The following is a 26,172-nucleotide window of genomic DNA, read 5'->3' as shown; positions in this document are numbered from 1 at the left end:
ATCATTTAAAAGTTAACCTTCAAGTTGAAACCAAACGAGCGATTAGTCGGCATACCGAATACATCGACACCTTGCAAACGATTGCTGGTAGACATCAGACCGTCCGGGTCGTAAGGAGCATTATTCTTGAAGAAGAACAGATTGCGCCCTATCAAAGAAATTTGTAGCCCTTTGATGAAGCCGGTTTTGGCAAGCAGTGCTTGCGGCAATGAGTAAGAGAGTGACAATTCGCGCAGACGGATGTTGGTAGCATCATACATATAGTGTTCTGTCACACCGGCACGTCCGCCCACCACATTGTAGAATTCCTGAATATTCCGGTTGTTTTTTCCACCGTCGATGCGGGTTCCTTCCAACATAATGTACCCACGGTCACGGGCATCACCCGATGTCTTGCTTACACCTTGTTGATCCAAGTCAGCTTCTGTCAATGACATCACATCACCGCCAAACCGTCCATCAATCAAGAAGTAAAGAGAAAAGTCCTTCCAAGTGATGGTGTTGCTCCATCCCAAATTGAAGTCAGGACTGGAATTGCCCAGCTTCACGGGATCCTTATTGACCATTGGAATAGTCATGGTCTCTTTCGTTCCGTCAATTTCCACTTCTTTCTTCTCATACTGAATCTTGCCATTGTCATCGCGTACAAACGTAGTACCATAAATATCACCGAACGAGCCGCCCACTTCCAGATAGCTCCATACATTATTACTTTCACCACCGTTGAACATAAAACGGTCAAGTTCATCCACCAGTTTGATTGCTTCATTCTTGTTGGTGGCAAAGTTCACACCTGTTTTCCAACGGAAATCCTTAGTCATCACCGGAGTGGCATTCAGCACAATTTCCACACCCTTGTTTTGGATTTCACCGGCATTGACATAATAACGCGCATAAGAAGAACCGGTAGGAGCCGGCAGATTGAAAAGCTGATCCTTGGTACTTGTCTTATAATAGGTAAAGTCAAACTCCAAACGGCTATTGAAGAAGCGCCATTCCGTACCGAATTCTATAGAAGTAGTTCTTTCCGGTTTCAGTTCGTCAAACGGGGCAGTAGTATTAAAGTTTACATTACCATTTTTGCTAATAGAATTGAGTGGATGAGAAATATAAGAACTCAATCCGTTACCCACTTGCGACCATGCACCACGAATTTTACCCAAGTCAATCCATTCGGGTAGTTTCAGCGTTTCGTTGAGCAACCAAGTCACACCTACCGACGGATAGAAGAAACCTTTGTTCTTGTATTTAGTGAATGCAAGTGTGGAAGTCCAATCATTACGAGCAGTGACATCTAGGTAAAGTTGGTCCATAAAGCCTACCTGTCCGGTGAAGAATACTGATTGCGACTGCGTGTGAGTCTTCCAATCGCTCGGAAGACCTCCGTTCACATCCACATTACCTATTACAAATACATTCGGAATGGAAAGCGTACCCGGATAGGAGTCAAATCCCGTACCTCTGCCGGTATAGTCATTTATACTGGCGCCGACTGATGCGTTCACACTAAACTTCTCGAATTGTTGCTGATAAGTAAACAGAATATCACCATAAGTGGTCAGTTCACTGCTTTCGCCATAGATATAACGGCCATTGGAACCCGTCTGCTGGGCGTTCAGACCCGCCAAGATAGAGCTGGTACCGGCATACATGTGTGTCTCATTCTTGTCGTTGATAAAGTCTGCACTACCACGGGCTTGCAGGCTAAAGAGTTTGTTAAACTGATACTTTACACTCAAATTAAACATGGCACGATAACGGGTATCCTCGTTAGGAGCTTTGTTAATCAACCAATAGGGATTCTGCTCAAAGTCGCCTGCACCTACACTGGCGTTCTGATACCAAGCTTGATCCATCATATTACGAGACGGATTAAGTACCTGATAGTTCTCTTTATAGTAGTAGAAGTCTTTGCCCCCTTCTACTCCACCACGTGGGAAGTGATAAAGACCTACCAGAGGATTCATATAGTAACCGCCGGAAGTTACACGGTTGTTACCACGCTGGTACATACCATTAATATTAGCATCAATAGTCAACTTGTTATTCAAGAAATTGGCAGTTTCGCGGAAGTTGAAGTTATGCTTCATCAGACGATTGTTTTCTACCACACCCTTTCCTACGGTATTGGCATACGAGAAATAAGTCTGCATAGCCTGCGAACCCATGCTCAAAGAAAGGGAGTTGATGGTAGTTACACCGGTTCTGAAGAACTCGTCGGCATAATCGGGACTACCGTTGATTTCACTACCCCAACTTTGGCCGGTACCTGTATAATGGTTTTGAAACTCGGGAATGCCATAAGCCGCATTATCAATCGTCGTACTTGAATTGAAAGTAATACTGGCGCGTCCTTCCTTGCCCTTCTTAGTGGTAATAATCACCACACCATTGGCAGCCGAACTACCGTAAAGTGCAGCAGCGGCAGGGCCTTTCAATATGTTCATGCTCTCAATATCATCGGGATTCAGATTGGAAATACCGTCGCCACGGTCGTAGTTACCACTGTCGTTGTCTCCGCCGATAGTAGTTGAGGTATTTTCGTTGGCAGATGAACCGAACGGTACACCGTCTATCACATACAACGGCTGGTTACTTCCGCTTACAGAACGGTTACCACGGATAATCACTTTAGAAGAACCTCCCAAACCGGAAGAACTCTTATTAATCTGCACACCTGCCGTCTTACCGGCCAATGCGTTCATCATATTGGGGTCTTTCACGCGTGCCAGTTCATCACCGTTTACCACCTGGGTAGAGTAAGTCAGTGATTTTTCTTTCTTTGCGATACCCAATGCCGTTACCACCACTTCATCCAGCAGCTTGGCATCATTCTTTAATGTGACTCTTATCGTCCCCGGAGTGATGGGAACTTCTTGTGTTATCATACCTACGAAAGACACTTGCAGGATTTTCGCACCTGCGGGCGCATCTGTAATAGTGAATTTGCCGTCTAAATCTGTTACGGCTCCGGTAGTGCTTCCTTTTACCAATACGGAAGCTCCGATAATCGGTTCATTGTCCTCAGCTGAAATAACGATACCGGTAATGGGGGAATTCTGGGCTGCTACCCAACCGATGGCTGCCAGCAGGCAAACCAAGGTCAGCATAATTCTTTTTTTCATAAGCTGTTTTTCGGAAAATAAATATTAGATTAAATGTGTTAAGTTAATAAACAGATTCTGATGGGGTCTGTCTTTCCGATTGACAAGCAGGGTTGAATGTCAATCTCATTTGTTTCTTTTTGTATGCTACATAGGCTATTAGAATGTTACGGTTAATACTCGAGCTTATTAAAATGTCTCTTATTCTGCAGATTTCTTTTTAAGCTTCGTATATAAAACCGGGTAGAGAACCGCAACCCTATCGAGAAACAGAAGTTTCTTTGCTAATAAAAGTTAATCGGGTTCGGAAGAAGAAGGAAAAACTAATACGATTTTCTTAATGTTGCCCTCACCGCCCTCACTCACTTCCCGAACCGCCCTGTTCATCGGCATTACATGGGTGAGTGAGGGCAAATAAAAAGGGTGAGGGCAAATTTTGCCCTCACCGGTGTTCGGTCTGTCCCGTTCCCTTGCTTTCTCTTGTCTCGTCCCCTTCTTTCTCTTGTTGTGTCCGCTTCTTTGTCTTATAGAGGCTTTGAGTTTCTGAGCGGCTCACTATAGTGGTCTGATTCGTTCACTATAGTGAACGGAGTTGTTCACCATAGTGAGCTGATTTGTTCACCCGAGTGAGCCGACAATGAACAAAGGCTGTTTCGGGGACAGACACCAAGCGTTTGAGGGATAAAGCAACGGGGAAAGACGGACTGAACAAGGGGAGCGTTCCGGACTACGTGCTTGAATCCCGTGACAGATGACAGACGGTTCTTCCCCTTTATCTTTGAAGAAGCTGTTTTGAAATGATAAATCCCCATTTATCTACCAGGCTGTTTTTTTAAGCCTAACTAACGTGCACATACTCGAGAGTCCTATCTGCCAAGGGCAAGTCCATACATAAAACAAACCGTCCGGCCCGGAATGAAAATAATTCACTCCAAGTCGGACGGTTCAAAAACAAACAAATGGAAATCTATTCCTCGTACATCTTGTCAATCAGCCCCTTGTAGTTCTTTGCCACTACAGAGCGTTTCAGCTTCAGCGTGTTCGTCAGCTCGCCACGCTCCATGCTGAACGGTTCGGTCAGGAGCGTGAAGCGCTTCACTTGCTCGTAATGGGCGAACTGTTGCTGCAAGGTATCGATACGGGCACGGAACAACGCTTGTATCTTGGAATGTTGCAGTAACTCATCCATATTGTTGTATGCAATGCCTTTCTCCTTGGCATAATCCTTCACAAAGCCATAAACGGGAACTATCAAAGCGGAAACAAACTTACGCTCATCGGCAATGACAGCAATCTGGTCAATGTAACGGTCAATAGCCAGCTTCGTTTCCAATGCCTGCGGCGAAATGTATTTTCCGTTGGAGGTCTTGAACAAGTCTTTGATACGCTCCGTCAGATACAGATGGCTATCCTTCAAATAACCGGCATCACCCGTGTGGAACCAACCGTTACGGTCGATGGCAGCAGCCGTTGCCTCCGGTTTCTTGTAATAGCCGGTAGTGATAGTCTTACCACGAAGAAGTATCTCGTTGTTCTCGCCAATCTTCACCTCCACATCAGGCATCACCGTACCTACGGAACCAATCTCATAGCCTTCGTTGAGGAAGCAGGAAACGGTAGCCGTAGATTCCGTCAGACCATAGCCCACCACCATGTTTATACCTACAGAATGCACAAACTCGCAGATTTCATCGGGCACAGCAGCACCTGCCGTAGGGAAGAAATTACCGTTCTCAATACCTATCGTCTTCTTCAGCAGAGCATAAATGGTCTTTTCGTAGAACTTGTATTTCAGATGAAGCATCATCGGAGGAGTCTTTCCTTGGCGCAAATAATCAATGTTATGCGTCCTGCCCACCTTGATGGCATCCAACATCATCGCTTTACGCAGACCGGTTTCCTGGGAAATCTTCTCCTGCACACCGGCATAGACTTTCTCCCAAAAACGGGGTACACTGCACATCAGTGTAGGGCGTATCTCTTTAATAGTAGTTTGGATATCTTGTGGACGGAGATTGATGCAGACCTGCACCCCCCGGTGTATACAAAGGTAGGTCCATGCCTTTTCGAATACATGGGTCAGCGGAAGGAAGTTCATGGAAACATCCCGGTCTGTCATGAAAGGCAATCGGATATCATGAATGCGGAAAGCCTCTCTATAATTGAAATGATGGAGCATGACACCTTTCGGCTCACCGGTAGTACCGGAAGTATAAAGGATATTGGCGAGGTCATCATCTGAGGCAGCTGCTGTACGTTCTTCTACAATGGCATTGTGCTGCAACTCTTCATCCATTGCCATAAATTCATCAAAATAGATGGAAGTCATGTCGCGCGGATCTTTCACCACAGCACGGTCGAAGATGATGAGCTGCTGCAGAGACTGGCAAAATCCGAACACGCTGAAAGCGGCATCGTACTGGAACTGCTCGCCTACAAACAGATAACGTATCTGTGCATCGTTGATGATATACTGTGCCTGGGCCGGTGAGCTGGTAGCATACAAAGGTATAGTCACCGCCCGGTTGGCGAATGCACCGAAATCAGTAAAGAGACATTCGGGTTTATTCTGCGAGAAGATACCGATATTCTCTTGTGGCTCTATTCCCAAAGCCACCATTGCATTGGCAGTCCGGCGTACAGTCTGTGAGAACTCTTTCCAAGAGATGGGTATCCATTGTGCAGTTTCATAGTCCCTGTATTTCAGGGCTATTTTGTCTCCATACTTCTCTGCCTGGCGATGCACCAGGACAGATAAATGATGATAAGTCATAACTTTTGATATTGGTAAATACGGTACAAAGGTAGTGGTTTCATTTGAAACTAATTTGATATTAGCGGGTAATTATTCAAACTTTACCTTTAAAGTATCCGACCATCCGTTAGCAAATTATCCACAAAAGATACTTTCTTTACCATTAAAACAATAGAAATATATTAAATATATATATATTTGTGGTGATATACAAACTAAATCAAATTCAATGAACATGAAAAAAGTATTGCTTTTAATGGCTATGCTGACCATAGGTTTAGCAAGCATCAATGCTCAAGACAACCTCAGATGGGGAGCAACAGTCGGCATGAACTCCAGTAACTTCTCCATTACCGGTTTCGACAGTAAAATAGGCTTTCATGCTGGGGTAAAGGCTGAAGTAGGATTGCCTCAAATTTCAGAAGGAGTCTACCTCGATATGGGTGCATTACTTACGCTGAAAGGAGCCAAAATAGACGGAGGCTCTGCTGCTTCTATCAAGTTCAATCCCTACTACCTGGAAATTCCTGTACACATTGGCTATAAATATGCAGTGAATGAGAACTTTGCCATATTCGGCAATGCCGGTCCTTATTTAGCCATCGGTCTTTTTGGCAAAGCCAAGGCAGAAGGAGATATTCTTGACGAATATGAGTTTGATGATAACTCCACCAATGTATTCGGGGATGATGCCATGAAGCGTTTTGATTTCGGTCTCGGATTAAAAGCCGGAGTCGAATTCAGTCAGAAATATCAGATTTCCATCGGTTATGACTGGGGACTGGTAGAGAACATTAAAGATTCAGGCAACAAAAACCGCAACTTGATGATATCACTCAGTTGCTTCTTCTAAACAATATTGAAAAAACAGAAAGGACGTCGGTTTGGCGTCCTTTTCATTTTTTATCCGTAAGTTTGCAGCAGGATTATTTATTTACCGAATATGATTTACGATATACCGACTTTAACTTCCGAAGCAATCGGATTGCTCAAATCACTGATAGCCATTCCTTCCTTGAGCCGCGACGAGGAGAAGGCGGCAGATTATCTGCAGAACTATATCGAAATGCAAGGCATGGCAACAGGACGTAAAGGCAACAATGTATGGTGCCTCAGCCCGATGTTCGACTTAAAGAAACCGACCTTGCTGCTGAATTCCCATATCGACACCGTAAAACCCGTCAACGGGTGGCGGAAAGATCCTTTCAAACCAACGCTGGAAAGTAATGGAAAGCTCTACGGGCTGGGCAGCAACGATGCCGGAGCCAGTGTAGTCAGCCTGCTGCAAGTATTCCTGACATTGTGCCGCACCACTCAGGCCTACAATCTGATATATCTTGCCTCGTGTGAGGAGGAAGTATCAGGCAAAGGGGGAATAGAATGCGTATTGCCGGAACTCCCTCCCATACAGTTTGCCATTGTAGGCGAGCCGACAGAGATGCAACCTGCCATTGCAGAAAAAGGATTGATGGTGCTGGACGTAACTGCTACCGGAAAATCGGGACATGCTGCCCGAAGCGAGGGAGATAATGCTATATATAAGGTATTGGATGATATTGCCTGGTTTCGTGATTACCGTTTTCCAAAAGAATCTTCCCTGCTGGGTCCCGTGAAGATGAGCGTAACCATGGTAAACGCCGGTACACAGCATAACGTCATTCCCGACCGTTGTACTTTTGTCGTAGACATTCGCAGCAACGAGTGTTATAGCAATCAGGAGCTATTCGATGAAATACAGAAACACATCACGTGTGAAGCCAAAGCCCGCTCCTTCCGGCTAAGCTCTTCACACGTAGCTCCGGAGCATCCGGTAGTGCAAAAGGCTATTGCCATGAAACGTACTCCTTTCGGCTCACCGACCTTGTCCGACCAGGCACTGATGCCATTCCCTTCTCTGAAGATGGGACCGGGGAAAAGTGCCCGTTCACACACTGCCGATGAATTTATCTTTGTCAAGGAGATAGAGGAGGCGATAGGGATGTATCTGGAGCTGCTGGAAGGAGTAAAAATTTAAATTATCATTATCTGTTCAGCCACGGCTCCGGATTCAGTTTTTCCTTCTCTTTCCTCAATTGGAAGTGTAGCACCGTACGACCATTGTCGGCCCCATCCGAGAAGATTTGTCCGAGAGTCTGTTTGGTGGCAACATCATCGCCCTGCTTCACCGAGGCCGATGACAAGTTGCAATAGACTGATATATAATTCCCGTGACGGACAAGGATATTGAACAGTCCGTTCAGTTTAAAGACAGCCGCCACTTTACCATTGAAGATGGCACGGGCTTGGGCACCCGGTTTCCCTTGTATATCAATGCCCTTATTGTCCAGCTTGACATTGCGCAAACCTTCCACAGAATACTGGCCGTAATGGCTGGTAATGATATACGCTCCGGTGATGGGCATCGGCAACTTACCGCGATTATTAGCAAAGTTCCCTGATAATTCACGGTCTGCCTTACTCATGGAGTAAGTTTCCAAAGGCTGTGCCTTCGGCTTTGCGGGCGTAGAGGCAGTTGCCGTTTTTTCGGTTTTCTCACCAGCCTTTTTACGTGCGGCTGCCTCACGGCGCGCTTCTTCTGCCGCACGCTTACGCGCTTTCTCTATTTCTTCCGCTATCAGACGGTCAATGCGTGCATTGAGCTGATTGGCTTCACGGCGTTTCTTATTCAGTTCGTTCTGCAATCCCCGCTGTTTCTTTTTCAGATTGGCTACCAACAACTTTTGTTCCTTCTCCTGCGCTTCCAGCTTGACTTTCTCCTCTTCACGTTCTTTCAACAATCCTTCCTTGGCAACCTTCACTTGCTGAAGCTCAGTCTTCTTACGGTTCACCTGCTCCTGCTTTTTCAACACTTCCTCGCCTTGCAGGCGCTGATAAGTAGCATATTCACGTACATAGCGCATGCGTCGATAGGTCTGTGCCAGGCTCTTGGCAGAGAAAATGAACATCAGCTTCTCTTCAATGGAGCGGTTCTTATACAAATATTGAACGGACGATTCGTATTTCTTCTTCTTGTCCCTTAGGTCACGTTGCAGGCGGGTCAACTGACGTTCTAATGAAGACAACTCGCGCTCTATGGATTCCACATCATTATTGATAGTCAGAATATAGCGTTTGCGCTCTTCTATCTGTCCGGTCAGTGCAGCAAGACCGTTCAACTGGCTTCCCACATCCTTCTTGGTGGTTATCAACAGCGTTTCCGACTCTGCTATCTGTTTCTGCAAGGCACCACGCTTGCTTTCCAGTTCCTTAATCAGCTTGTTGGACTGGGCAAGGAGCGGAGAAACCGGCAAAAGGAGGAGAAAGAAGAGAAGGAGAAGCTTCATAAGTTATGAGTTATAAGTTATGAGGGATTATCTGACAATTATCAACTAATCAAAGGTCCATCAGCATTTCCAGCAGTTCTTCCAGCTCCACCTCTTTATATTTCTGTGAGAGCTGGGTAGGAGTCAGTGCAAAAGGCTTATCCGAGAAGTTGGAAAGTTCAATCTTTCCCTTTTCCAGAGAGGGTATCCCGAGTTCCTTGCCGGTAAGCACCTTCTTGCCATTGGGTTTGGAAGCAGCATAAAGCAGTTTCTCCAAATGGGCAAAATCCGCCTTCTTGGGCAGCACATCCTTCAGTTCCTTACGTGTTGCACGGACATAACGTTTTCCCATACGGTCTACCAACAGAATCTCATCCGGGGTGACTTCCATACGTGCCACCTCCGTACGAAGTATCGGCATCAGAAAGGAAATCTGCATGCATTCTTCCTTCTTCAACTTCATCGTACCGTTCACAGTAAGGGTGGCATCTTTATGGGGTACCGTCAGCTGCACTTTGGAGGAAAGGCAGGCAGATTCTCCGGACAGAGAACTTGAGTGACGCGAAGTCTTGCAACCGGCAAGCCCCACAGCCAGCAACAACAGCAAGGACAATAGGCGGCACGTCCTTGCCATATCATTCAGCAGGTTTAGTTTCATCTGATATATATTTCTTTTTTTGTATTTTCTGTTTCAACGTATCAGAGCGATTGCCCTTATCCCAGGCTTGTTTCCAGTATTTCAAGGCACCTTCCGCATCGCCAGTCATGTAATAGATATCTCCGCAATGTTCCAAGACCACGTCACTGCTATCTTTATCATTCTTTATCGCCTCATCTATGTAGAGACGCGCCTCGGCATAATTACCTTTAACAAACAATATCCATGCATATGTATCGAGATAGGTGGAATTGTTCGGCTCGGCTTTCACTGTCTTGTAGCTCATCTCTTCCGCCTTGTCCAAGTCGCGGCGCTCCACGGAAAGATAATATGCGTAGTTATTCAAGGCACCGATGTTTGAAGGATTGTACACCAAAGCGGAATCATAAGCCGCATAAGCTTCCGCATGCAGATTCTTGGTGTGATAAGCATCACCGATAATGGCATAAAAATCTGATACGACCTCCTTCTTGCTGTCGTCCTTGACGTGCGACAAAGCCTTTTGACAGATGGCAAGGGCATCATCCGTCCGTTCCGCCTGGTTGTAGGCAATGGCCAGATAGAAATAGAACTCCAACATATCGGGATTGGACTCCACACCGGCTTCGCACAAATTCATTATTTCCTTGTAATCCTCCTGGCGCACAGCTTCCCCCAGCAATGTCATACGAGCCGCTGTGTTGGTAGGGTCTATCGCCAGAACCTGGCGCAGAACCGGTCCTGCCTCCTTGTTCATTCCTTTGGAAAGAAGATATTGGGCATACAGCAAAGGTAATTGCGCCTCATCGGGCTCCTGCTCCATGATACGGTTGAAGAGCGTAATGACACGTGTACTGTCCTTGCCTGCCTGCTCATTCTGCACGATGAACTGCCGCATCACATTCAGTTTGGTGTCCGAAGCCACTTTCTTGTTCAGCAACAGCGTGTCCAATTGCTGTTCATACAGCTCCTTCTGTCCGGTCTCTTCGTAGTAAGAAGCCAATGAGTACATGGCCATTGCATTGTCCGGCTCTTCGGCCAGCACCTTCTTGTAAATCTCATAAGCTTCCTGCTTTTTCCCGTTCTGCATATAGACATCCCCCAGCACAACCTGATAGCGCATATCGTTGGGATACTCTTCTACCAGACTTTCTATTTCATGAAAGGCGCTCTTGTCGTCCTTCTTTTGCAGATAGATGCGGAACTTCTCCATACTGAGCTGTTCATTCTTGCCCATCCGTTCCTCGAGCTTGTTCAGTATACCGATAACTTTGTCATACTCTTCCTGGCGGTTGTAAATCTCCAGCAAGTTGTATAGCGGGTCCAGCTTATCCGAGAAACGTACCGCCATATTTTCCAACAAGGCAGCGGCTTTCTCCGTTTCGTTTTGCTGCATATACAGATTGGCAAGTCCCTGGGCATACCAGTAATTATGGGGAGCATTCTCCACCGCCTTTTCCAAGGCGGCTTGTCCCAACTGCACCTGCTTGAGGTACATATAATACTGGGCCATCTCATACAAAGCCGATGATGCGTTCGGGTTTATCGTCAGGCAATGTTGCAGGACATCGAAAGCCGCATCATAGTCTTTCTGGACTTTCAGACGGGCGGCTTCAAGAAAGAAGTAGTCGTAACGGCGCTGCTGTTCGGGGGTAAGCTCCTTTACGGGCGAAACGTCGGCTTTCTTCGACTTCTTCCGTTTCTTCAATTCCTTCCGTGCCTTTTCAGACCGACCGTACCCGCTCATTTTCTCCTTAGAAGCTTGAACATTGGCAGCCTGCACTCCGTACGTAGTAAAGCAGAAGGTACCTATCAACAACGCAAGTATTATTTTTACTCTGATTCTCATCTATTTAATTATAAATTCTTAACCCGTAAAACGGAACAATATCCATTCATTTTTTACCCGTATGCCCGAAGCCACCGGCACCGCGCTCCGTCTCATCCAGCACTTCCACTTCCTGCCAAAGAGCTTGTTCGTGACGCGCTATCACCATTTGTGCAATCCTCTCCCCATCTTCGATGACGAAGGTTTCTGCAGAAAGGTTGACGAGAATGATACAAACTTCACCACGGTAATCGGCATCAATCGTTCCAGGGGAGTTCAGCACGGTAATCCCCTTCTTAATGGCCAATCCGCTACGCGGACGCACTTGCGCCTCAAATCCTTCCGGAAGAGCGATATAAAGGCCCGTAGGTACCAAACACCGCTGCATCGGAGCCAGCGAAATAGGTTCATTAAGGTTTGCACGGATATCCATTCCTGCAGACAGCTCAGTGGCATAAGCCGGAAGCGGATGCTTTGATTTATTGATGATTTGTACGTTCAACATGATGTTATTTACGATTTGACGATTTACTATTTACGATTGGGGCTACTTCTATTCTTACAATTCGAGTAATTCAAGTTTCGCAATTCATCTTCGTTTTACTATAAACTTGGGCGAAAATACGGCTTTTTATACAAAATAGTGATACATTTGCAGTTAAATAATAGTAACTTCAATCGTAAATAGTAAATCGTCAAATCGCAAATAACATCATGATGAATTGGAATACGCTCATATCTGCCAAACGTTTCGGACTGGAAGAGTTTCACCAGGAACGCCATGAAAACCGCTCGGAATTCCAACGTGACTATGACCGCCTTGTCTTCTCTGCCCCCTTCCGCCGTCTGCAGAACAAAACCCAGGTATTCCCTCTTCCCGGTAGTGTATTCGTCCACAACCGATTGACACACAGCTTGGAAGTATCATGCGTAGGCCGCTCATTAGGCAACGATGTATCGAAAGTTCTCATTGCCCGCCACCCGGAACTGCAAGGCAGCTACCTCACCGAAATAGGCTCCATAGTTTCGGCCGCCTGCCTGGCACACGACTTGGGAAATCCTCCTTTCGGACATTCGGGAGAACGAGCTATTTCCACCTTTTTTTCCGAGGGAAAAGGAATGTCCCTGAAGGGCCAACTGACACCTGCCCAATGGGAGGACCTTACTCACTTTGAAGGGAATGCAAATGCGTTCCGTCTGCTTACCCACCAGTTTGAGGGAAGGCGGCAGGGAGGATTTGTACTCACCTACTCCACCCTGGCAAGCATCGTGAAATATCCCTTTTCATCGAGTCTCGCAGGCAAGAAGTCAAAATTTGGTTTCTTCATTACAGAGGAAGAAAGTTTTCGCCGCATAGCAGAAGAACTGGGTATGGAGAAGCAGAACAATGCCCCGTTGAAATATGCCCGCCACCCGCTGGTCTACCTGGTGGAAGCCGCCGATGACATCTGCTACCAGATGATGGATATCGAGGATGCCCATAAACTGAAAATTCTGACTACACAAGAAACCAAAGAGCTACTTCTCTCTTATTTCTCGAAAGAGCGCCGAGCACACCGGCTCAAAACCATGGAGATAGTAAGCGACACCAACGAGCAAATAGCCTATCTGCGTTCCAGCGTTATCGGACTGCTTATCGGCGAGTGCGTGCAAGCCTTTGTAGACAATGAAGAAAAGATTCTGAAAGGAGAATTTGAAGGAAGCCTCATCAACCATATATCCGAAGTACCAGCCAATGCCTACAAGCACTGTGCAGACATCTCCCTGAAGAAGATTTACCGCTCACGCGACGTGCTGGACATTGAACTTGCCGGTTTCCGTATCATCAGTACCCTGCTCGAACTGATGATTGACGCCGTATGTTCTCCGGAAAAGGCATATTCGCAACTGCTCATCAATCGCGTATCGGGCCAGTACAACATAAAAGCGCCTGCACTCTATGAAAGAATACAGGCGGTATTGGATTACATCTCCGGAATGACGGATGTATTTGCACTTGATTTATACAGGAAAATAAACGGGAATAGCTTGCCAGCGGTATAACAGACGACAAGCATTCTTCCGGATAGTCCTATGACACAACCTTATTTGCTCCCGACGTAAGCTTGCACGACTCCGGTTCGCTCGCTATGAACGACTCGATGTGGCGGATGCGCTTTTCTGCCAGAATCTCGTCCACGGCAATCAGGATACCCGTTTCCTCCACATCTCCGAAACCGTAATTGATGGCTGTACCGAACATACGCATGGTAGGGCTAAGACTCATATAGGCATTCACCAACGGGGGAATATTGTACCCCGCCTTACGGATTTCACAATTCAAAATCTTATAGTCTTCCTTAAAAGAGTCTTTACAGAATAGAGCATCCAATTCATTCTCGTCCGACTCCAGAAGCAACGGTTTCATCGGAGTAATCAGGTTGTCCTTATCCGCAAAATGTTTCCGAAGGAAATAAAGAATCTTATCACGGCTCTGACGATGATAGCTGGGATACATAGTCACCTTTCCGAAGAAATACTTCACATTGGGCATGACTACGGTCAGTGCGCCCAAACCATCCCACAGATTATCCAACGCGAACAGCCCCTTGCTGTCAGCACGCGTAGACTGATACTCCAACGTAACGAACGAACGTCCCAATTCGATGGTCGTAGGAAGATAGTCCTTCAGAAACTTATCCGAAAAGTTGAACATGTGGGCAGTTGCCAGAATAGGGGCGCCATGTTCATCAAAACGCACATCCGTACCTAAGATATAACGGTATCCACCCAAAATTTCTTCTGCTTCCGGATTCCAGACAATCAACTGCTTGTACGGGTTGTCCATGATGTCATATTCATCAATATCCATAGACTTGCCCGTTCCTCCTCCCGCAGCACGGAATGCAATCTCGCGCAAACGGCCGATCTCCTTCATTGTATTCGGAGAGTCTTGGGCAGTAATGATATATATCTGATTATGACTTCTATTGGTCATGCGCAGACGCTTTTCCTCAGTCAACTCCGCTTTCAACAGCTCCTTGCTTATCGGTGCAATTACATCTTCCATATTTCTCTGTTAGTAGTTCTTCTTTTATATAAATACGGTCTCTCTACAATTTATATACAATATCCTTCACATATTGCGCCCATCCGGCCGGGCTTTTCGATTTGTCGAAAGTTTGCCAGGGGATAGGCTTCCCTATGGTGATGGTAAATGTTTTATGGCGATTCTTCAGCATTTCATCTGCCAGGTAAAGCATGGCGATATTGAACTTGATGCCCAACATCTTACAAAAATTGGCAAGATTATAAAAGAAGTTGGAGTTCCGCCCCTCGAAGTGGATGGGAACTACATCACGGTGGGCTTCGACACTCTTCACGATAAAGGTCTTTTTCCAATCCAAGTCACGGATGACCCCATTCTGCCTACGCGAACAAAGCCCTGCGGGAAACATGATGAGCTGATTGTCCGAAGCAAATCCCGCCTCCACCATTCTCGGGAAGTCTTTGGCCTGCTTTCCCGTCTTGTTGATGGGGATGCAAAGCGGCGCCAGTCCGTGCAGGTTCATCAGCAGGTCGTTGACCATATATTTCACCTTGCCACCATAAAAGGAGCCCAGGACATAACCCAACGCCACTCCATCCTGCCCACCCAGGGGATGGTTGGACACAAAAGTATAAAGCCCTTCTTTAGGCAGATTTTCCTCCCCCTTTACCACAATATTGGCATCAAGGAACTCCAGACAAGCTTTCAGGAAATCTACACCGACTTTATCTTTCGACTCCCGCAAAAAGACATTCAATTCCTCTTGATGAACGATATGCTTCAAATAAGAAACCACGAACTTGGGGATATACTTAGACTGCTTCGGAGCCTTTTCCCGAAGTATCTTGTCTATGTCAATCAAAAATAAAGAGTCGTCAGCCATTCTTCTTTTGATGAAATGAATGCGCAAAATTAACTCATCTTTTTAATTAATCGCAAAAAAATGACAGAAAACTGCACCCGAAATCTATCAAATAGCACCTAAAAACTGTCAATTGATAGTTTTTCCCCTAAAGTGTGTTTGAAATCCGTCTGCCTGAAAGAGAAAACTTCCGTAAACTTGCAATATCAAGATTAACGAAAAAAAACATAGCACATATGAACAATATAACATTTAAAAAAGACCTGCTCGGAGTTCAAGACGATTTATTGCGTTTTGCATACAAACTTACTTCCGACCGTGAAGAAGCCAACGACCTCTTGCAGGAAACATCCCTGAAAGCTCTGGATAACGAAGAGAAGTATACGCCCGATACTAATTTCAAAGGATGGATATACACCATCATGCGCAATATCTTCATCAACAATTACCGCAAAGTGGTGCGTGACCAGACTTTCGTGGATACCACGGACAATCTCTATCACCTGAATCTGCCGCGCGACGCCGCTTTTGAAAGCACAGAAAGCGCATATGACCTGAAAGAGATGCACCGCATTGTCAACGCCCTTCCACGGGAGTACAAGATTCCCTTCTCCATGCATGTCTCCGGCTTCAAATACCGCGAAATTGCAGAGAAGCTAGGGTTGCCCTTAGGCACGGTAAAGAGCCGCATTTACTTCACCCGCCAAAAACTACAACAAGACTTGAAGGATTTTGTTTAAGCACTCAGCATATAAAACCAGTGATTTCCATAAATTAAGAAGAGTACAGATTTTAGTTGTATCAAAAGAGAGAAAGGCAGGCCGGGACAATCCCGCGTCTGCCTTTCATGGTCTCGCCCCTTGTATTTCGTACACAAACTCATTCAAGCCGTTACGCTTTGCGACAATATTATTTACAAAAATCAGGATAGCAATCTCTGGCTACATCCCACTTTTCCACCTATCCGAGGCACTGAAAGCTAACCAAAGCCACCCGAAAACTGCCAATTGTTAGATTTTACCCCAAAGAGAGTTTGATTTCCGTCTATCAAAAAGAGAAATCATCCGTAGCTTTGCATCATCAATAAAACGAACAATAATTTAAAAAACATCCATTATGAATAATAGAACATTTACCCAAGACCTACTCGGAGTTCAAAACGACTTATTACGCTTTGCATATAAATTAACCTCCGACCGCGAAGAGGCCAACGACCTGCTTCAAGAGACATCCCTGAAAGCTCTGGACAATGAAGAGAAGTACACACCTGATACCAACTTTAAAGGATGGATATATACCATCATGCGTAATATTTTCATCAACAATTACCGTAAAGTGGTACGTGACCAGACATTTGTAGATACCACAGACAATCTCTATCATCTGAACACGCCGCACGACCTCACACTCGACAGCACAGAAGGCGCCTACGACCTGAAGGAAATGCACCGCATTGTCAATGCCTTGCCACGTGAGTACAAGATACCTTTCTCCATGCATGTCTCCGGTTTCAAGTACCGTGAAATCGCAGAAAAGCTGAACCTCCCACTTGGAACAGTAAAGAGCCGCATCTTCTTTACCCGCCAGAAACTGCAACAGGAACTGAAAGATTTCAGATAAGAGAATACGGCAACCTAAGAATTGTTTATTAATTGGCCGGATAAAAAAGTAAATATGCTTATCTTTGGGCAATCATGGGACACAAACCAAGATACCTAAAGAAAAACCGAGTAATTAATAAACAACATGAAGAAACAGACAATCATTACAGCCTGCACATTTGCAGCAATGACAATGGCTACTCCTGCCGTTTTTGCCGTACAGCCGGCCATGAGTAACCACGTATGCGCCTCCGACGCTATCAAGAAAGACAACCGACCGGTAGAATCAAAACGACTGTTCCGTTCCAAAGCCGTAGAAGAACAAATTCAACGGATACAGCAGCTGCTGAAAAATCAGAAGCTGTCATGGATGTTCACTAACTGCTTTCCCAACACGCTGGACACCACCGTCCATTTCCGCAAGGACAAGAAAGACGGGAAGCCCGACACATTTGTCTACACCGGAGATATCCATGCCATGTGGCTCCGCGACTCAGGTGCGCAGGTGTGGCCCTACGTACAGCTGGCCAATGAAGACAAGGAACTGAAGACGATGCTTGCAGGAGTCATCAACCGCCAATTCAAGCTGATTAATGTAGACCCGTTTGCCAACGCCTTCAACGACGGCCCCATCCCCGACGGACACTGGAAAACCGACCTTACCGACATGAACGACGAGGTGCACGAGCGTAAATGGGAAATCGATTCACTGTGTTATCCGCTACGCCTTGCCTACCATTACTGGAAAACGACCGGTGATACAAGCATCTTCGATGCCGAGTGGATAAAAGCAATCCAAAACATCCTGACCACCTTCCGCGACCAACAGCGCCGTGACGGACGCGGTTCCTACCATTTCCAGCGGGTAACTGAACGCGCACTGGACACGATGACCAACGACGGCTGGGGCAATCCGGTGAAACCGGTCGGACTGATTGCATCTTCTTTCCGCCCTTCCGATGACGCCACCACCTTCCAATTCCTGATACCCTCCAACTTCTTCGCCGTATCTTCGCTGCGTAAGGCAGCCGAGATTCTGACTGAAGTCAATAACCGCCCGGAGCTTGCAAAAGAATGTACCGACCTGGCCGGAGAAGTAGAAACCGCCCTACGAAAATACGCTACCTACAACCATCCCAAATACGGCACCATCTATGCCTTCGAGGTAGACGGTTTCGGCAACCACCTTCTGATGGACGACGCCAATGTACCGAGCCTTATCGCACTGCCCTATCTGGGCGATGTGGACATCAACGATCCTATTTACCAGAACACCCGTCGTTTCGTATGGAGCGAGGATAACCCATACTTCTTCAAAGGTACGGCAGGCGAAGGCATTGGAGGTCCGCACATCGGCTACGACATGATTTGGCCGATGAGCATCATGATGAAAGCCTTCACAAGCCAGAACGATGAAGAGATTAAAACTTGCGTGAAGATGTTGATGGATACAGAAGCCGGAACCGGCTTTATGCACGAGTCTTTCCACAAAGACAATCCCGCCAAGTTCACCCGCGCCTGGTTTGCATGGCAAAACACATTGTTTGGCGAACTCATTCTAAAACTGGTGAACGAGGGCAAGCTAGACTTGCTGAACAGCATACAGTAAAAAAACATTTATCCCCCCTGGATTCTGTGGATGAATGTAATAATCAACCACTCCAGGGGGAATATTATCACTCCTCCCTCCCATCATCTTCCGGTAAGTAGTAACGTTCACAAAATAGACGGGAAGTTAACAAAAAAAATTTCAGAAGTTAATACTAAAACAAGAAAGAGTTAAGAAAGAGCTTTATCCCAAACTTTGGTTTTTCCAAACCAAGCCTGGGGATAGAGAAACCAAGTCTTGGTTTAGATATCCGCAAAGCTGGGAAAGAAGTTTCCCACCCAAGACACCATTCCACCAACAAGCGACTTTCAAACCAAAGACCGTCATCCTCAACCGAATCTTTTCAAAAGAGACTACACGAATCCCCCACCAGCAAAGCGTTTCAAAAGCAGCTTCATTATCAAATGAATAAGCTATCAACAAGGTGTTGAAAACTTCTTCCTAAGATTTTAGTTAAAAGATTGTGGGGAATTGTGGGGAAATGTGTATTTTTACCGTCGCTTATTATAATAAGGTGAGAAATGATACAATTTTTAGGTAATATCGAGGCTAAGGCGGATGCAAAAGGAAGAGTTTTCATCCCGGCCACCTTCCGGAAACAGCTGCAAGCCGCTTCTGAAGAAAGACTCGTGTTGCGTAAGGACGTGTATCAGGATTGCCTGGTGCTCTACCCGGAAAGTGTATGGTTTGCCACTCAAAACCAACTTCGCTGCCGGCTGAATAAATGGAACGCCAAACAACAAATGATTTTCCGCCAGTTCGTAAGTGACGCGGAAGTCATGACCCCTGACGGGAACGGACGCATCCTGCTCCCAAAACGTTACCTGCAAATGGCGGGTATACAAAGTGATGTCCGCTTCATTGGTGTGGACAACACAATAGAAATCTGGGCTAAGGAACGTGCCGACCAACCATTCATGAACCCCGACGAGTTCAGCGAGGCTCTTGAAGAACTGCTGGGAGACGAAAATATTTGTTGTGACGAAAATAAGCTATAAACAACAGATGATGAAAGAAGAAACAACATATCACATCCCCGTATTGCTGATGCCGAGCGTAGATGCAATGAACATCCGTCCGGACGGCACGTATGTAGACGTAACGTTTGGTGGAGGAGGACATTCGCGCGAGATACTGTCCCGCCTGGAAGACGGCGGCCGGCTGCTGAGCTTCGACCAGGACGAGGATGCGGAACGTAACATTGTGAACAACCCGCATTTTACATTCGTACGCAGCAACTTCCGCTACCTGCACAACTTCCTACGCTATCACGGCATCGAAAAAGTGGATGCCATACTTGCCGACCTCGGCGTATCTTCCCATCACTTTGATGACAGCGAACGGGGATTCTCCTTCCGCTTCGACGGGGCACTGGATATGCGTATGAACAAGCGTGCCGGCCTGACCGCTGCCGACATCGTGAATACCTACGAAGAAGAAAAGCTGGCCGATATTTTTTATCTGTACGGCGAGCTGAAGAACAGCCGGAAACTGGCATCTGTCATCGTTAAGGCACGGGCTACGCAGAGAATTGCCACCATCGGCGAATTTCTGGAAATCGTCAAGCCACTCTTCGGCCGCGAACGCGAGAAGAAAGAACTGGCAAAAGTATTCCAAGCATTGCGCATTGAGGTAAACCAGGAAATGGAAGCACTGAAAGAAATGCTGTATGCGGCAACAGAAGCGCTAAAGCCGGGAGGCCGCCTGGTGGTGATAACCTATCACTCCCTGGAAGACCGTATGGTGAAGAATATCATGAAAACCGGCAACGTGGAAGGCAAGGCCGAAAAAGATTTTTTCGGGAACGTATTGACCCCGTTCCGGCTAGTCAACAACAAAGTGATTGTACCGGACGAGGAAGAGATAGAGCGCAATCCGCGTTCGCGCAGCGCCAAGCTGAGAATTGCAGAAAGAGTAATGAATGATTAGTGACTAGCAATGGAAAAGAAGCAAGAAGAAAAGAATACGGAAAAGGTGAAAAAACGCACCTCACTGAAGAACATCATCGGAGGCGACATTCTGGCCACAGACTTCTTCCGCCGCCAAGCCGGATTGTTGTTCCTTATCATGGTGCTTATCATTATTTACATCAACAACCGTTACGAATGCCAACTGCAACTGATAGAGATAGACAATCTTAAAAAAGAGCTGATAGACATCAAGTACGATGCCCTGACACGCAGTTCGGAATTGATGGAGCGGAGCCGCCAATCACGCATCGAGGAATACATCGCCACCAAAGAAAGCGATTTGCAGACTTCCACTAATCCACCGTACTTACTAAAATAATGGAGAATTGAGGATTAAAGTAATTTCAATAGTACATCGTAAATCGTTAAATCGTAAATAACATTGGCTGTAAATAAAAAAAACATAATGACCCGTTACTTCTTCGTCGTCCTACTCATGGGGCTGGTGGGGATAGCTATTGTTGTGAAAGGCGCCATGATTATGTTTGCCGAGCGACAGTACTGGCACGATGTAGCCGACCGCTTCGTAAAAGAGAATGTAACGGTGAAGCCCAACCGGGGAAATATCCTGTCCTCGGATGGCAAACTGATGGCAAGTTCGCTGCCGGAATATAAAATATATATGGACTTCATGTCCGGCGAAAGGGACGAGAAGCGCCGCAAAAAGGACCAGCAGCGCAAGGATTCTATCTGGAAAGCCAATTTCGATTCCATCTGTATCGGGCTTCATCAGATTTTTCCGGACATCAGTGCCGCCACCTTCAAAAGCCATCTGCGCAAGGGGCGGGAGATGAAGAGCCGGAACTACAACATTCTTCCCAACCGCAACCGGCGCATCTCTTACATTCAGTATAAGGAAGCCAAGCGGTTACCCGTATTCAAGATGAACAAGTACAGAGGCGGGTTCCACGAACAGATATACAACCAGCGTAAAAAGCCGTTCGGTTCTTTGGCAGCCCAAACCCTGGGCCGTCTCTATGCCGATACAGCCATGGGAGCCCGTAACGGCATTGAACTGGCCTTCGACACCCTGCTGAAAGGACGGAACGGTATTACCCACCGTCAGAAGGTGATGAATAAATACCTGAATATCGTAGACCTTCCCCCGGTAGACGGTTGTGACATCATATCCACCCTCGACGTAGGCATGCAGGACATCTGCGAAAAAGCCCTGGTAGACAAGTTGAAGGAAATCAATGCCAATGTCGGGGTAGCCGTACTGATGGAAGTGGCTACCGGAGAAGTAAAGGCCATTGTCAACATGATGAAAGCCGGAGACGGCAATTACTACGAAATGAACAGTAATGCCATCAGCGATATGTTGGAACCGGGCTCCACCTTCAAGACAGCCTCCATTATGGTGGCACTGGAAGATGGCAAGATAACCCCGGATACCGAGGTAGACACGGGCAACGGTATTATGAATATGTACGGCAGCAAGATGAGAGACCACAACTGGCACCGGGGAGGTTATGGAAAGATAGATGTGACACGTATTCTGGAAGTTTCTTCCAATGTGGGCGTCTCCTACCTCATCGACAAGCACTACAAGGATAATCCGCAGAAGTTCGTGGACGGTTTGAAGCGCATGAGCATCGACCAGCCGCTTCATCTGCAAATACCCGGTGAAGGGAAGCCCAACATCAAAGGACCCAAAGAGCGTTATTTTGCCAAAACGACTTTGCCGTGGATGAGTATCGGCTACGAGACTCAGGTACCTCCTATGAACATACTGACCTTCTACAATGCCATAGCCAACAACGGGGTCATGGTACGCCCCAAGTTTGTGAAAGCAGCGGTAAAGGACGGTGAGGTAGTGAAAGAATATCCTACGGAAGTAATCAATCCCAAGATATGTTCCGACCATACCCTGACACAGATCCGCGAAATCCTTCGGAAAGTGGTATCGCAAGGTCTGGCAAAACCCGCCGGCAGCAAGCAATTCTCCGTATCGGGCAAGACGGGTACGGCACAGATTTCTCAAGGAGCCGCCGGATATAAGTCGGGACGGGTGAACTACCTTGTAAGTTTCTGCGGATATTTCCCCTCGGAAGCACCCAAATACAGTTGCATCGTTTCCATCCAGAAGCCTGGGTTACCAGCTTCAGGCGGTCTGATGGCAGGTAGTGTCTTCGGGAAAATAGCAGAAAGAGTTTATGCCAAAGACCTGCGTTTTGACATACGCAGTGCCATAGACAGTACCACCAATGTGATTCCTCCCGTGAAAGCCGGAGAGATGAACGAAGCACTCCTTGTACTGAATGATTTGAAAGTGCCCGTTCAGAAACAGTTCACCGGACAAAAGAAAAAGGAACAGTGGGGGCATACACAAGCAGCTCCGTCGGCAGTCATCCTGCAAGACCAGGAACCGGCCTCGGGCACCGTGCCCAGCGTGGTAGGTATGGGAGCGAAAGATGCTGTCTACCTTTTAGAGAGTAAAGGACTGAAAGTAAGGCTAAACGGCGTAGGACGGGTGAGGAACCAGTCCATAGCAAGCGGTAGCCGGATAGTGAAAGGACAAACCATAGCCCTGACACTACGTTAACATGAGAATAAACAAGATTTGGATATACACTATATATAATAAGGTATGAGATTAAGTGATTTGTTGCAAACAATACAGCCGGTCCGGATTACCGGAAGTACAAGCATGGAGATAACGGGGGTGAATATAGATTCCCGCCTGATAGGAACCGGACATCTGTTCATGGCCATGCGTGGTACGCAGACCGACGGGCATGCCTATATTCCGGCTGCCATCGATAAAGGGGCTGTTGCAGTATTGTGTGAAGAATTGCCGGAAGAGCTTAAGGCCGGCATCACCTACATTCAGGTGAAAGACAGTGAAGATGCCGTAGGGAAAGTGGCTACCACTTTCTATGGCGACCCTACATCCAAGATGGAACTCATCGGCGTGACCGGAACCAACGGAAAAACAACCGTTGCCACCTTATTATATAATACTTTCCGCTATTTCGGCTACAAGGTCGGACTGGTTTCCACTGTATGCAATTACATCGACGACCAGCCCGTACCGACCGAACACACCACCCCGGACCCGATAACCCTGAACCGCCTGCTCGGAGAAATGGCAGATTCCGGCTGCAAGTATGCCTTCATGGAAGTCAGTTCCCATTCCATTGCCCAAAAGCGCATCAGCGGTCTGAAGTTTGCCGGCGGTATTTTCACTAATCTGACCCGCGACCATCTGGATTATCATAAAACGGTGGAGAACTACCTCAAAGCCAAGAAAAAGTTCTTCGACGAACTGCCAAAAGGAGCTTTCAGCCTGACCAACCTGGATGACAAGAACGGACTTGTGATGACGCAGAATACCCGTTCGAAGGTATACACCTACTCTTTGCGTAGTCTTAGCGACTTCAAAGGCAAAGTCTTGGAGTCTCATTTCGAGGGAATGTTGCTCGACTTCAACAATCACGAACTGGCAGTACGTTTCATCGGAAAGTTCAATGCCTACAACCTGCTGGCAGTATTCGGTACTGCCGTATTGCTTGGCAAGAAAGAAGAGGATGTACTGGTTGCCCTCAGCACGCTGCATCCGGTAACCGGCCGCTTCGATGCCATCCGTTCACCGAAAGGCTACACCGCCATTGTGGACTATGCGCATACTCCAGACGCCCTGGTCAATGTATTGAACGCCATTCACGGAGTGCTGGAAGGAAAAGGGAAAGTGATTACCGTTGTGGGCGCCGGCGGCAACCGCGACAAAGGCAAGCGTCCCATCATGGCCAAAGAATCCGCCCGCTTGAGCGACCGGGTCATCATCACCTCCGATAACCCGCGCTTTGAAGAGCCGCAGGACATCATCAACGACATGCTGGCGGGACTGGATAAAGACGACATGCAGAAAACCATCAGCATCACCGACCGCCGCGAAGCCATCAAGACAGCCTGCATGCTGGCACAGCCGGGAGACGTGATTCTCGTTGCAGGCAAGGGGCATGAGAATTATCAGGAGATTAAAGGCGTGAAACACCATTTTGACGACAAAGAGATATTAAATGAGATAATGTGCTGATATGCCAATGTGCTAATTGCCATGCGGCATGTAGGATATTCATTCCTTTACCAGCAGATATACCAGACTATCAATTAGCATATTGGCACATTAGCACATTAAACAATTAAATAATTAACATCATGTTATACTATTTATTTCAATGGTTAGACAAATATGACTTCCCCGGTGCGGGCATGTTTGGCTATACATCCTTCCGTTCGTTGATGGCAATCATTCTGGCATTGCTCATTTCGAGTATCTGGGGAGATAAGTTCATCAATCTACTGAAACGCAAGCAGATTACTGAAACGCAACGTGATGCCAGCATCGACCCGTTCGGCGTAAACAAGGTGGGAGTACCCAGCATGGGCGGTGTCATCATTATTTTTGCCATACTCATTCCTTGCCTACTACTGGGCAAATTGAGCAATATTTATATGATATTGATGCTGATTACCACAATCTGGCTGGGGTCGCTGGGCTTTGCCGACGACTACATCAAGATATTCAAGAAGGACAAGGAAGGCCTGCACGGTAAGTTCAAAATCATCGGTCAGGTAGGCTTGGGACTTATCGTCGGACTGACTCTCTACCTCAGTCCGCAGGTGGTTATCCGCGAGAACATAGAAATAGAGAAACCGGACGGACAGATAGAAGTGGTGCATGCCGCCAAGGAAATCAAGGCAACACAGACCACCATCCCATTCTTCAAGAGCAACAACTTCGACTATGCCGACCTAGTGGGCTTCATGGGTGAACATGCCCAGACAGCAGGTTGGATACTGTTTGTGATTATCACGATTTTCGTAGTTACCGCCGTCAGCAACGGAGCCAACCTGAATGACGGAATGGACGGAATGGCGGCAGGGAACTCTGCCATTATCGGACTGACCTTGGGAATACTCGCCTACGTATCGAGCCACATCGAATATGCCGGCTACCTGAATATCATGTACATTCCCGGCTCGGAAGAACTGGTAATCTTTATCTGTGCCTTTATCGGTGCACTTATCGGCTTCTTGTGGTACAATGCCTATCCGGCCCAAGTATTCATGGGCGATACGGGCAGTCTGACCATTGGAGGAATCATCGCAGTATACGCCATCATTATTCACAAGGAACTGCTGATACCCATCCTTTGCGGTATCTTCCTGGTGGAGAACCTTTCGGTCATCCTGCAACGCCTCTATTACAAGGCAGGCAAGCGGAAAGGCGTGAAACAACGTCTCTTCAAAAGAACACCGATACACGACCACTTCCGCACTTCCATGAGCCTGATAGAGCCGGGATGCAGCGTAGTATTCACCAAACCGGACAAGCTGTTCCACGAATCCAAAATCACCATCCGCTTCTGGATTGTGACGATTGTATTGGCAGCGATAACGATTATAACATTAAAGATTAGATAATAATTATTCAATATGCTAATGTGCCAATGTGCTAATTGCCATGCGG

Annotated in this window: 20 protein-coding genes; 12 read left to right on the top strand and 8 right to left on the bottom strand. The window is 46.8% G+C overall.

Annotated elements, in window-relative coordinates; translation table 11 throughout:
• Nucleotides 1-5: 5 nt before the first annotated feature.
• Nucleotides 6-3,125 (bottom strand): SusC/RagA family TonB-linked outer membrane protein, encoded by a 3,120-nt coding sequence (locus tag DWZ67_RS07140; RefSeq protein ID WP_009037704.1) that lies wholly within the window; start codon nt 3,123-3,125, stop codon nt 6-8.
• Between the two features lie 946 nt (nt 3,126-4,071).
• Nucleotides 4,072-5,877 (bottom strand): AMP-dependent synthetase/ligase, encoded by a 1,806-nt coding sequence (locus tag DWZ67_RS07135; RefSeq protein WP_009037703.1) that lies wholly within the window; start codon nt 5,875-5,877, stop codon nt 4,072-4,074.
• A 217-nt stretch (nt 5,878-6,094) separates the two neighbouring features.
• On the opposite strand from DWZ67_RS07135, the gene DWZ67_RS07130 reads away from it, so the two are divergent.
• Together DWZ67_RS07130 and DWZ67_RS07125 are read left to right on the top strand one after the other, a co-directional pair.
• A complete protein-coding gene (locus DWZ67_RS07130) occupies nt 6,095-6,712 on the top strand; it encodes a porin family protein (RefSeq protein ID WP_005834577.1) in 618 nt (205 codons plus the stop codon).
• Nucleotides 6,713-6,802: 90 nt separating this feature from the next.
• Nucleotides 6,803-7,873 (top strand): M20 family metallo-hydrolase, encoded by a 1,071-nt coding sequence (locus tag DWZ67_RS07125; RefSeq protein WP_044468527.1) that lies wholly within the window; start codon nt 6,803-6,805, stop codon nt 7,871-7,873.
• A gap of 7 nt (nt 7,874-7,880) precedes the next feature.
• Here DWZ67_RS07125 and DWZ67_RS07120 read toward each other — a convergent pair whose 3' ends face one another.
• The 4 genes from DWZ67_RS07120 to dut are packed head-to-tail and all read right to left on the bottom strand — an operon-like array spanning nt 7,881 to nt 12,128.
• Nucleotides 7,881-9,182 carry a murein hydrolase activator EnvC family protein gene (locus tag DWZ67_RS07120; RefSeq protein WP_005830365.1) on the bottom strand — a complete coding sequence of 434 codons (1,302 nt, stop codon included), beginning with the start codon at nt 9,180-9,182 and terminating at the stop codon, nt 7,881-7,883.
• A 49-nt stretch (nt 9,183-9,231) separates the two neighbouring features.
• Nucleotides 9,232-9,819, bottom strand: coding sequence for a DUF4292 domain-containing protein (locus tag DWZ67_RS07115; RefSeq protein WP_005830366.1), 588 nt, complete (start codon nt 9,817-9,819; stop codon nt 9,232-9,234).
• Nucleotides 9,797-11,647, bottom strand: coding sequence for a tetratricopeptide repeat protein (locus DWZ67_RS07110; protein WP_120138450.1), 1,851 nt, complete (start codon nt 11,645-11,647; stop codon nt 9,797-9,799). Before DWZ67_RS07110 ends, DWZ67_RS07115 begins: the two co-directional genes overlap by 23 nt.
• A gap of 46 nt (nt 11,648-11,693) precedes the next feature.
• Complete coding sequence (gene dut / locus DWZ67_RS07105; RefSeq protein WP_025831605.1) at nt 11,694-12,128, bottom strand: dUTP diphosphatase; 435 nt, start codon at nt 12,126-12,128, stop codon at nt 11,694-11,696.
• Between the two features lie 212 nt (nt 12,129-12,340).
• Here dut and DWZ67_RS07100 point away from each other — a divergent pair, with 212 nt between their 5' ends.
• Complete coding sequence (locus tag DWZ67_RS07100) at nt 12,341-13,669, top strand: deoxyguanosinetriphosphate triphosphohydrolase (RefSeq protein WP_008662705.1); 1,329 nt, start codon at nt 12,341-12,343, stop codon at nt 13,667-13,669.
• A 28-nt stretch (nt 13,670-13,697) separates the two neighbouring features.
• On the opposite strand, the gene DWZ67_RS07095 is transcribed toward DWZ67_RS07100, so the two are convergent.
• Nucleotides 13,698-14,675, bottom strand: a complete 978-nt coding sequence (locus DWZ67_RS07095; RefSeq protein ID WP_008662703.1) for a GNAT family N-acetyltransferase — start codon at nt 14,673-14,675, stop codon at nt 13,698-13,700.
• A gap of 43 nt (nt 14,676-14,718) precedes the next feature.
• Nucleotides 14,719-15,537 (bottom strand): 1-acyl-sn-glycerol-3-phosphate acyltransferase, encoded by an 819-nt coding sequence (locus DWZ67_RS07090; RefSeq protein ID WP_005830371.1) that lies wholly within the window; start codon nt 15,535-15,537, stop codon nt 14,719-14,721.
• Between the two features lie 215 nt (nt 15,538-15,752).
• On the opposite strand from DWZ67_RS07090, the gene DWZ67_RS07085 reads away from it, so the two are divergent.
• From DWZ67_RS07085 to mraY, 9 genes are all read left to right on the top strand, one after another.
• Nucleotides 15,753-16,256, top strand: coding sequence for an RNA polymerase sigma factor (locus DWZ67_RS07085; RefSeq protein WP_008662699.1), 504 nt, complete (start codon nt 15,753-15,755; stop codon nt 16,254-16,256).
• Between the two features lie 376 nt (nt 16,257-16,632).
• The gene (locus tag DWZ67_RS07080) at nt 16,633-17,136 is read left to right on the top strand and encodes an RNA polymerase sigma factor (RefSeq protein WP_005830374.1); all 504 of its coding nucleotides are present in this window, start codon (nt 16,633-16,635) and stop codon (nt 17,134-17,136) included.
• 168 nt (nt 17,137-17,304) lie between these two features.
• Complete coding sequence (locus tag DWZ67_RS07075) at nt 17,305-18,726, top strand: glycoside hydrolase family 125 protein (RefSeq protein WP_085931532.1); 1,422 nt, start codon at nt 17,305-17,307, stop codon at nt 18,724-18,726.
• Between the two features lie 521 nt (nt 18,727-19,247).
• Nucleotides 19,248-19,724: a division/cell wall cluster transcriptional repressor MraZ gene (mraZ, locus tag DWZ67_RS07065; protein ID WP_005834563.1), complete on the top strand. Its 477-nt coding sequence runs from the start codon at nt 19,248-19,250 to the stop codon at nt 19,722-19,724.
• Between the two features lie 10 nt (nt 19,725-19,734).
• Nucleotides 19,735-20,655: a 16S rRNA (cytosine(1402)-N(4))-methyltransferase RsmH gene (rsmH, locus tag DWZ67_RS07060; protein WP_008662693.1), complete on the top strand. Its 921-nt coding sequence runs from the start codon at nt 19,735-19,737 to the stop codon at nt 20,653-20,655.
• Nucleotides 20,656-20,664: 9 nt separating this feature from the next.
• A complete protein-coding gene (locus tag DWZ67_RS07055; RefSeq protein ID WP_005830386.1) occupies nt 20,665-21,015 on the top strand; it encodes an FtsL-like putative cell division protein in 351 nt (116 codons plus the stop codon).
• An 87-nt stretch (nt 21,016-21,102) separates the two neighbouring features.
• Complete coding sequence (locus tag DWZ67_RS07050) at nt 21,103-23,241, top strand: penicillin-binding protein (protein WP_120138448.1); 2,139 nt, start codon at nt 21,103-21,105, stop codon at nt 23,239-23,241.
• A gap of 45 nt (nt 23,242-23,286) precedes the next feature.
• Complete coding sequence (locus tag DWZ67_RS07045; RefSeq protein ID WP_016272445.1) at nt 23,287-24,735, top strand: UDP-N-acetylmuramoyl-L-alanyl-D-glutamate--2,6-diaminopimelate ligase; 1,449 nt, start codon at nt 23,287-23,289, stop codon at nt 24,733-24,735.
• A gap of 122 nt (nt 24,736-24,857) precedes the next feature.
• A complete protein-coding gene (gene mraY, locus DWZ67_RS07040; RefSeq protein ID WP_005830392.1) occupies nt 24,858-26,126 on the top strand; it encodes a phospho-N-acetylmuramoyl-pentapeptide-transferase in 1,269 nt (422 codons plus the stop codon).
• The last annotated feature ends 46 nt before the right edge of the window (nt 26,127-26,172 follow it).

The organism is Bacteroides sp. AF34-31BH (assembly GCF_003602795.1).
GTDB classification, from domain to species: Bacteria; Bacteroidota; Bacteroidia; order Bacteroidales; family Bacteroidaceae; genus Bacteroides; species Bacteroides uniformis.
Note: the sequence above shows the minus strand (reverse complement) of the source record. Positions and strands in the feature narration are given on the sequence as shown.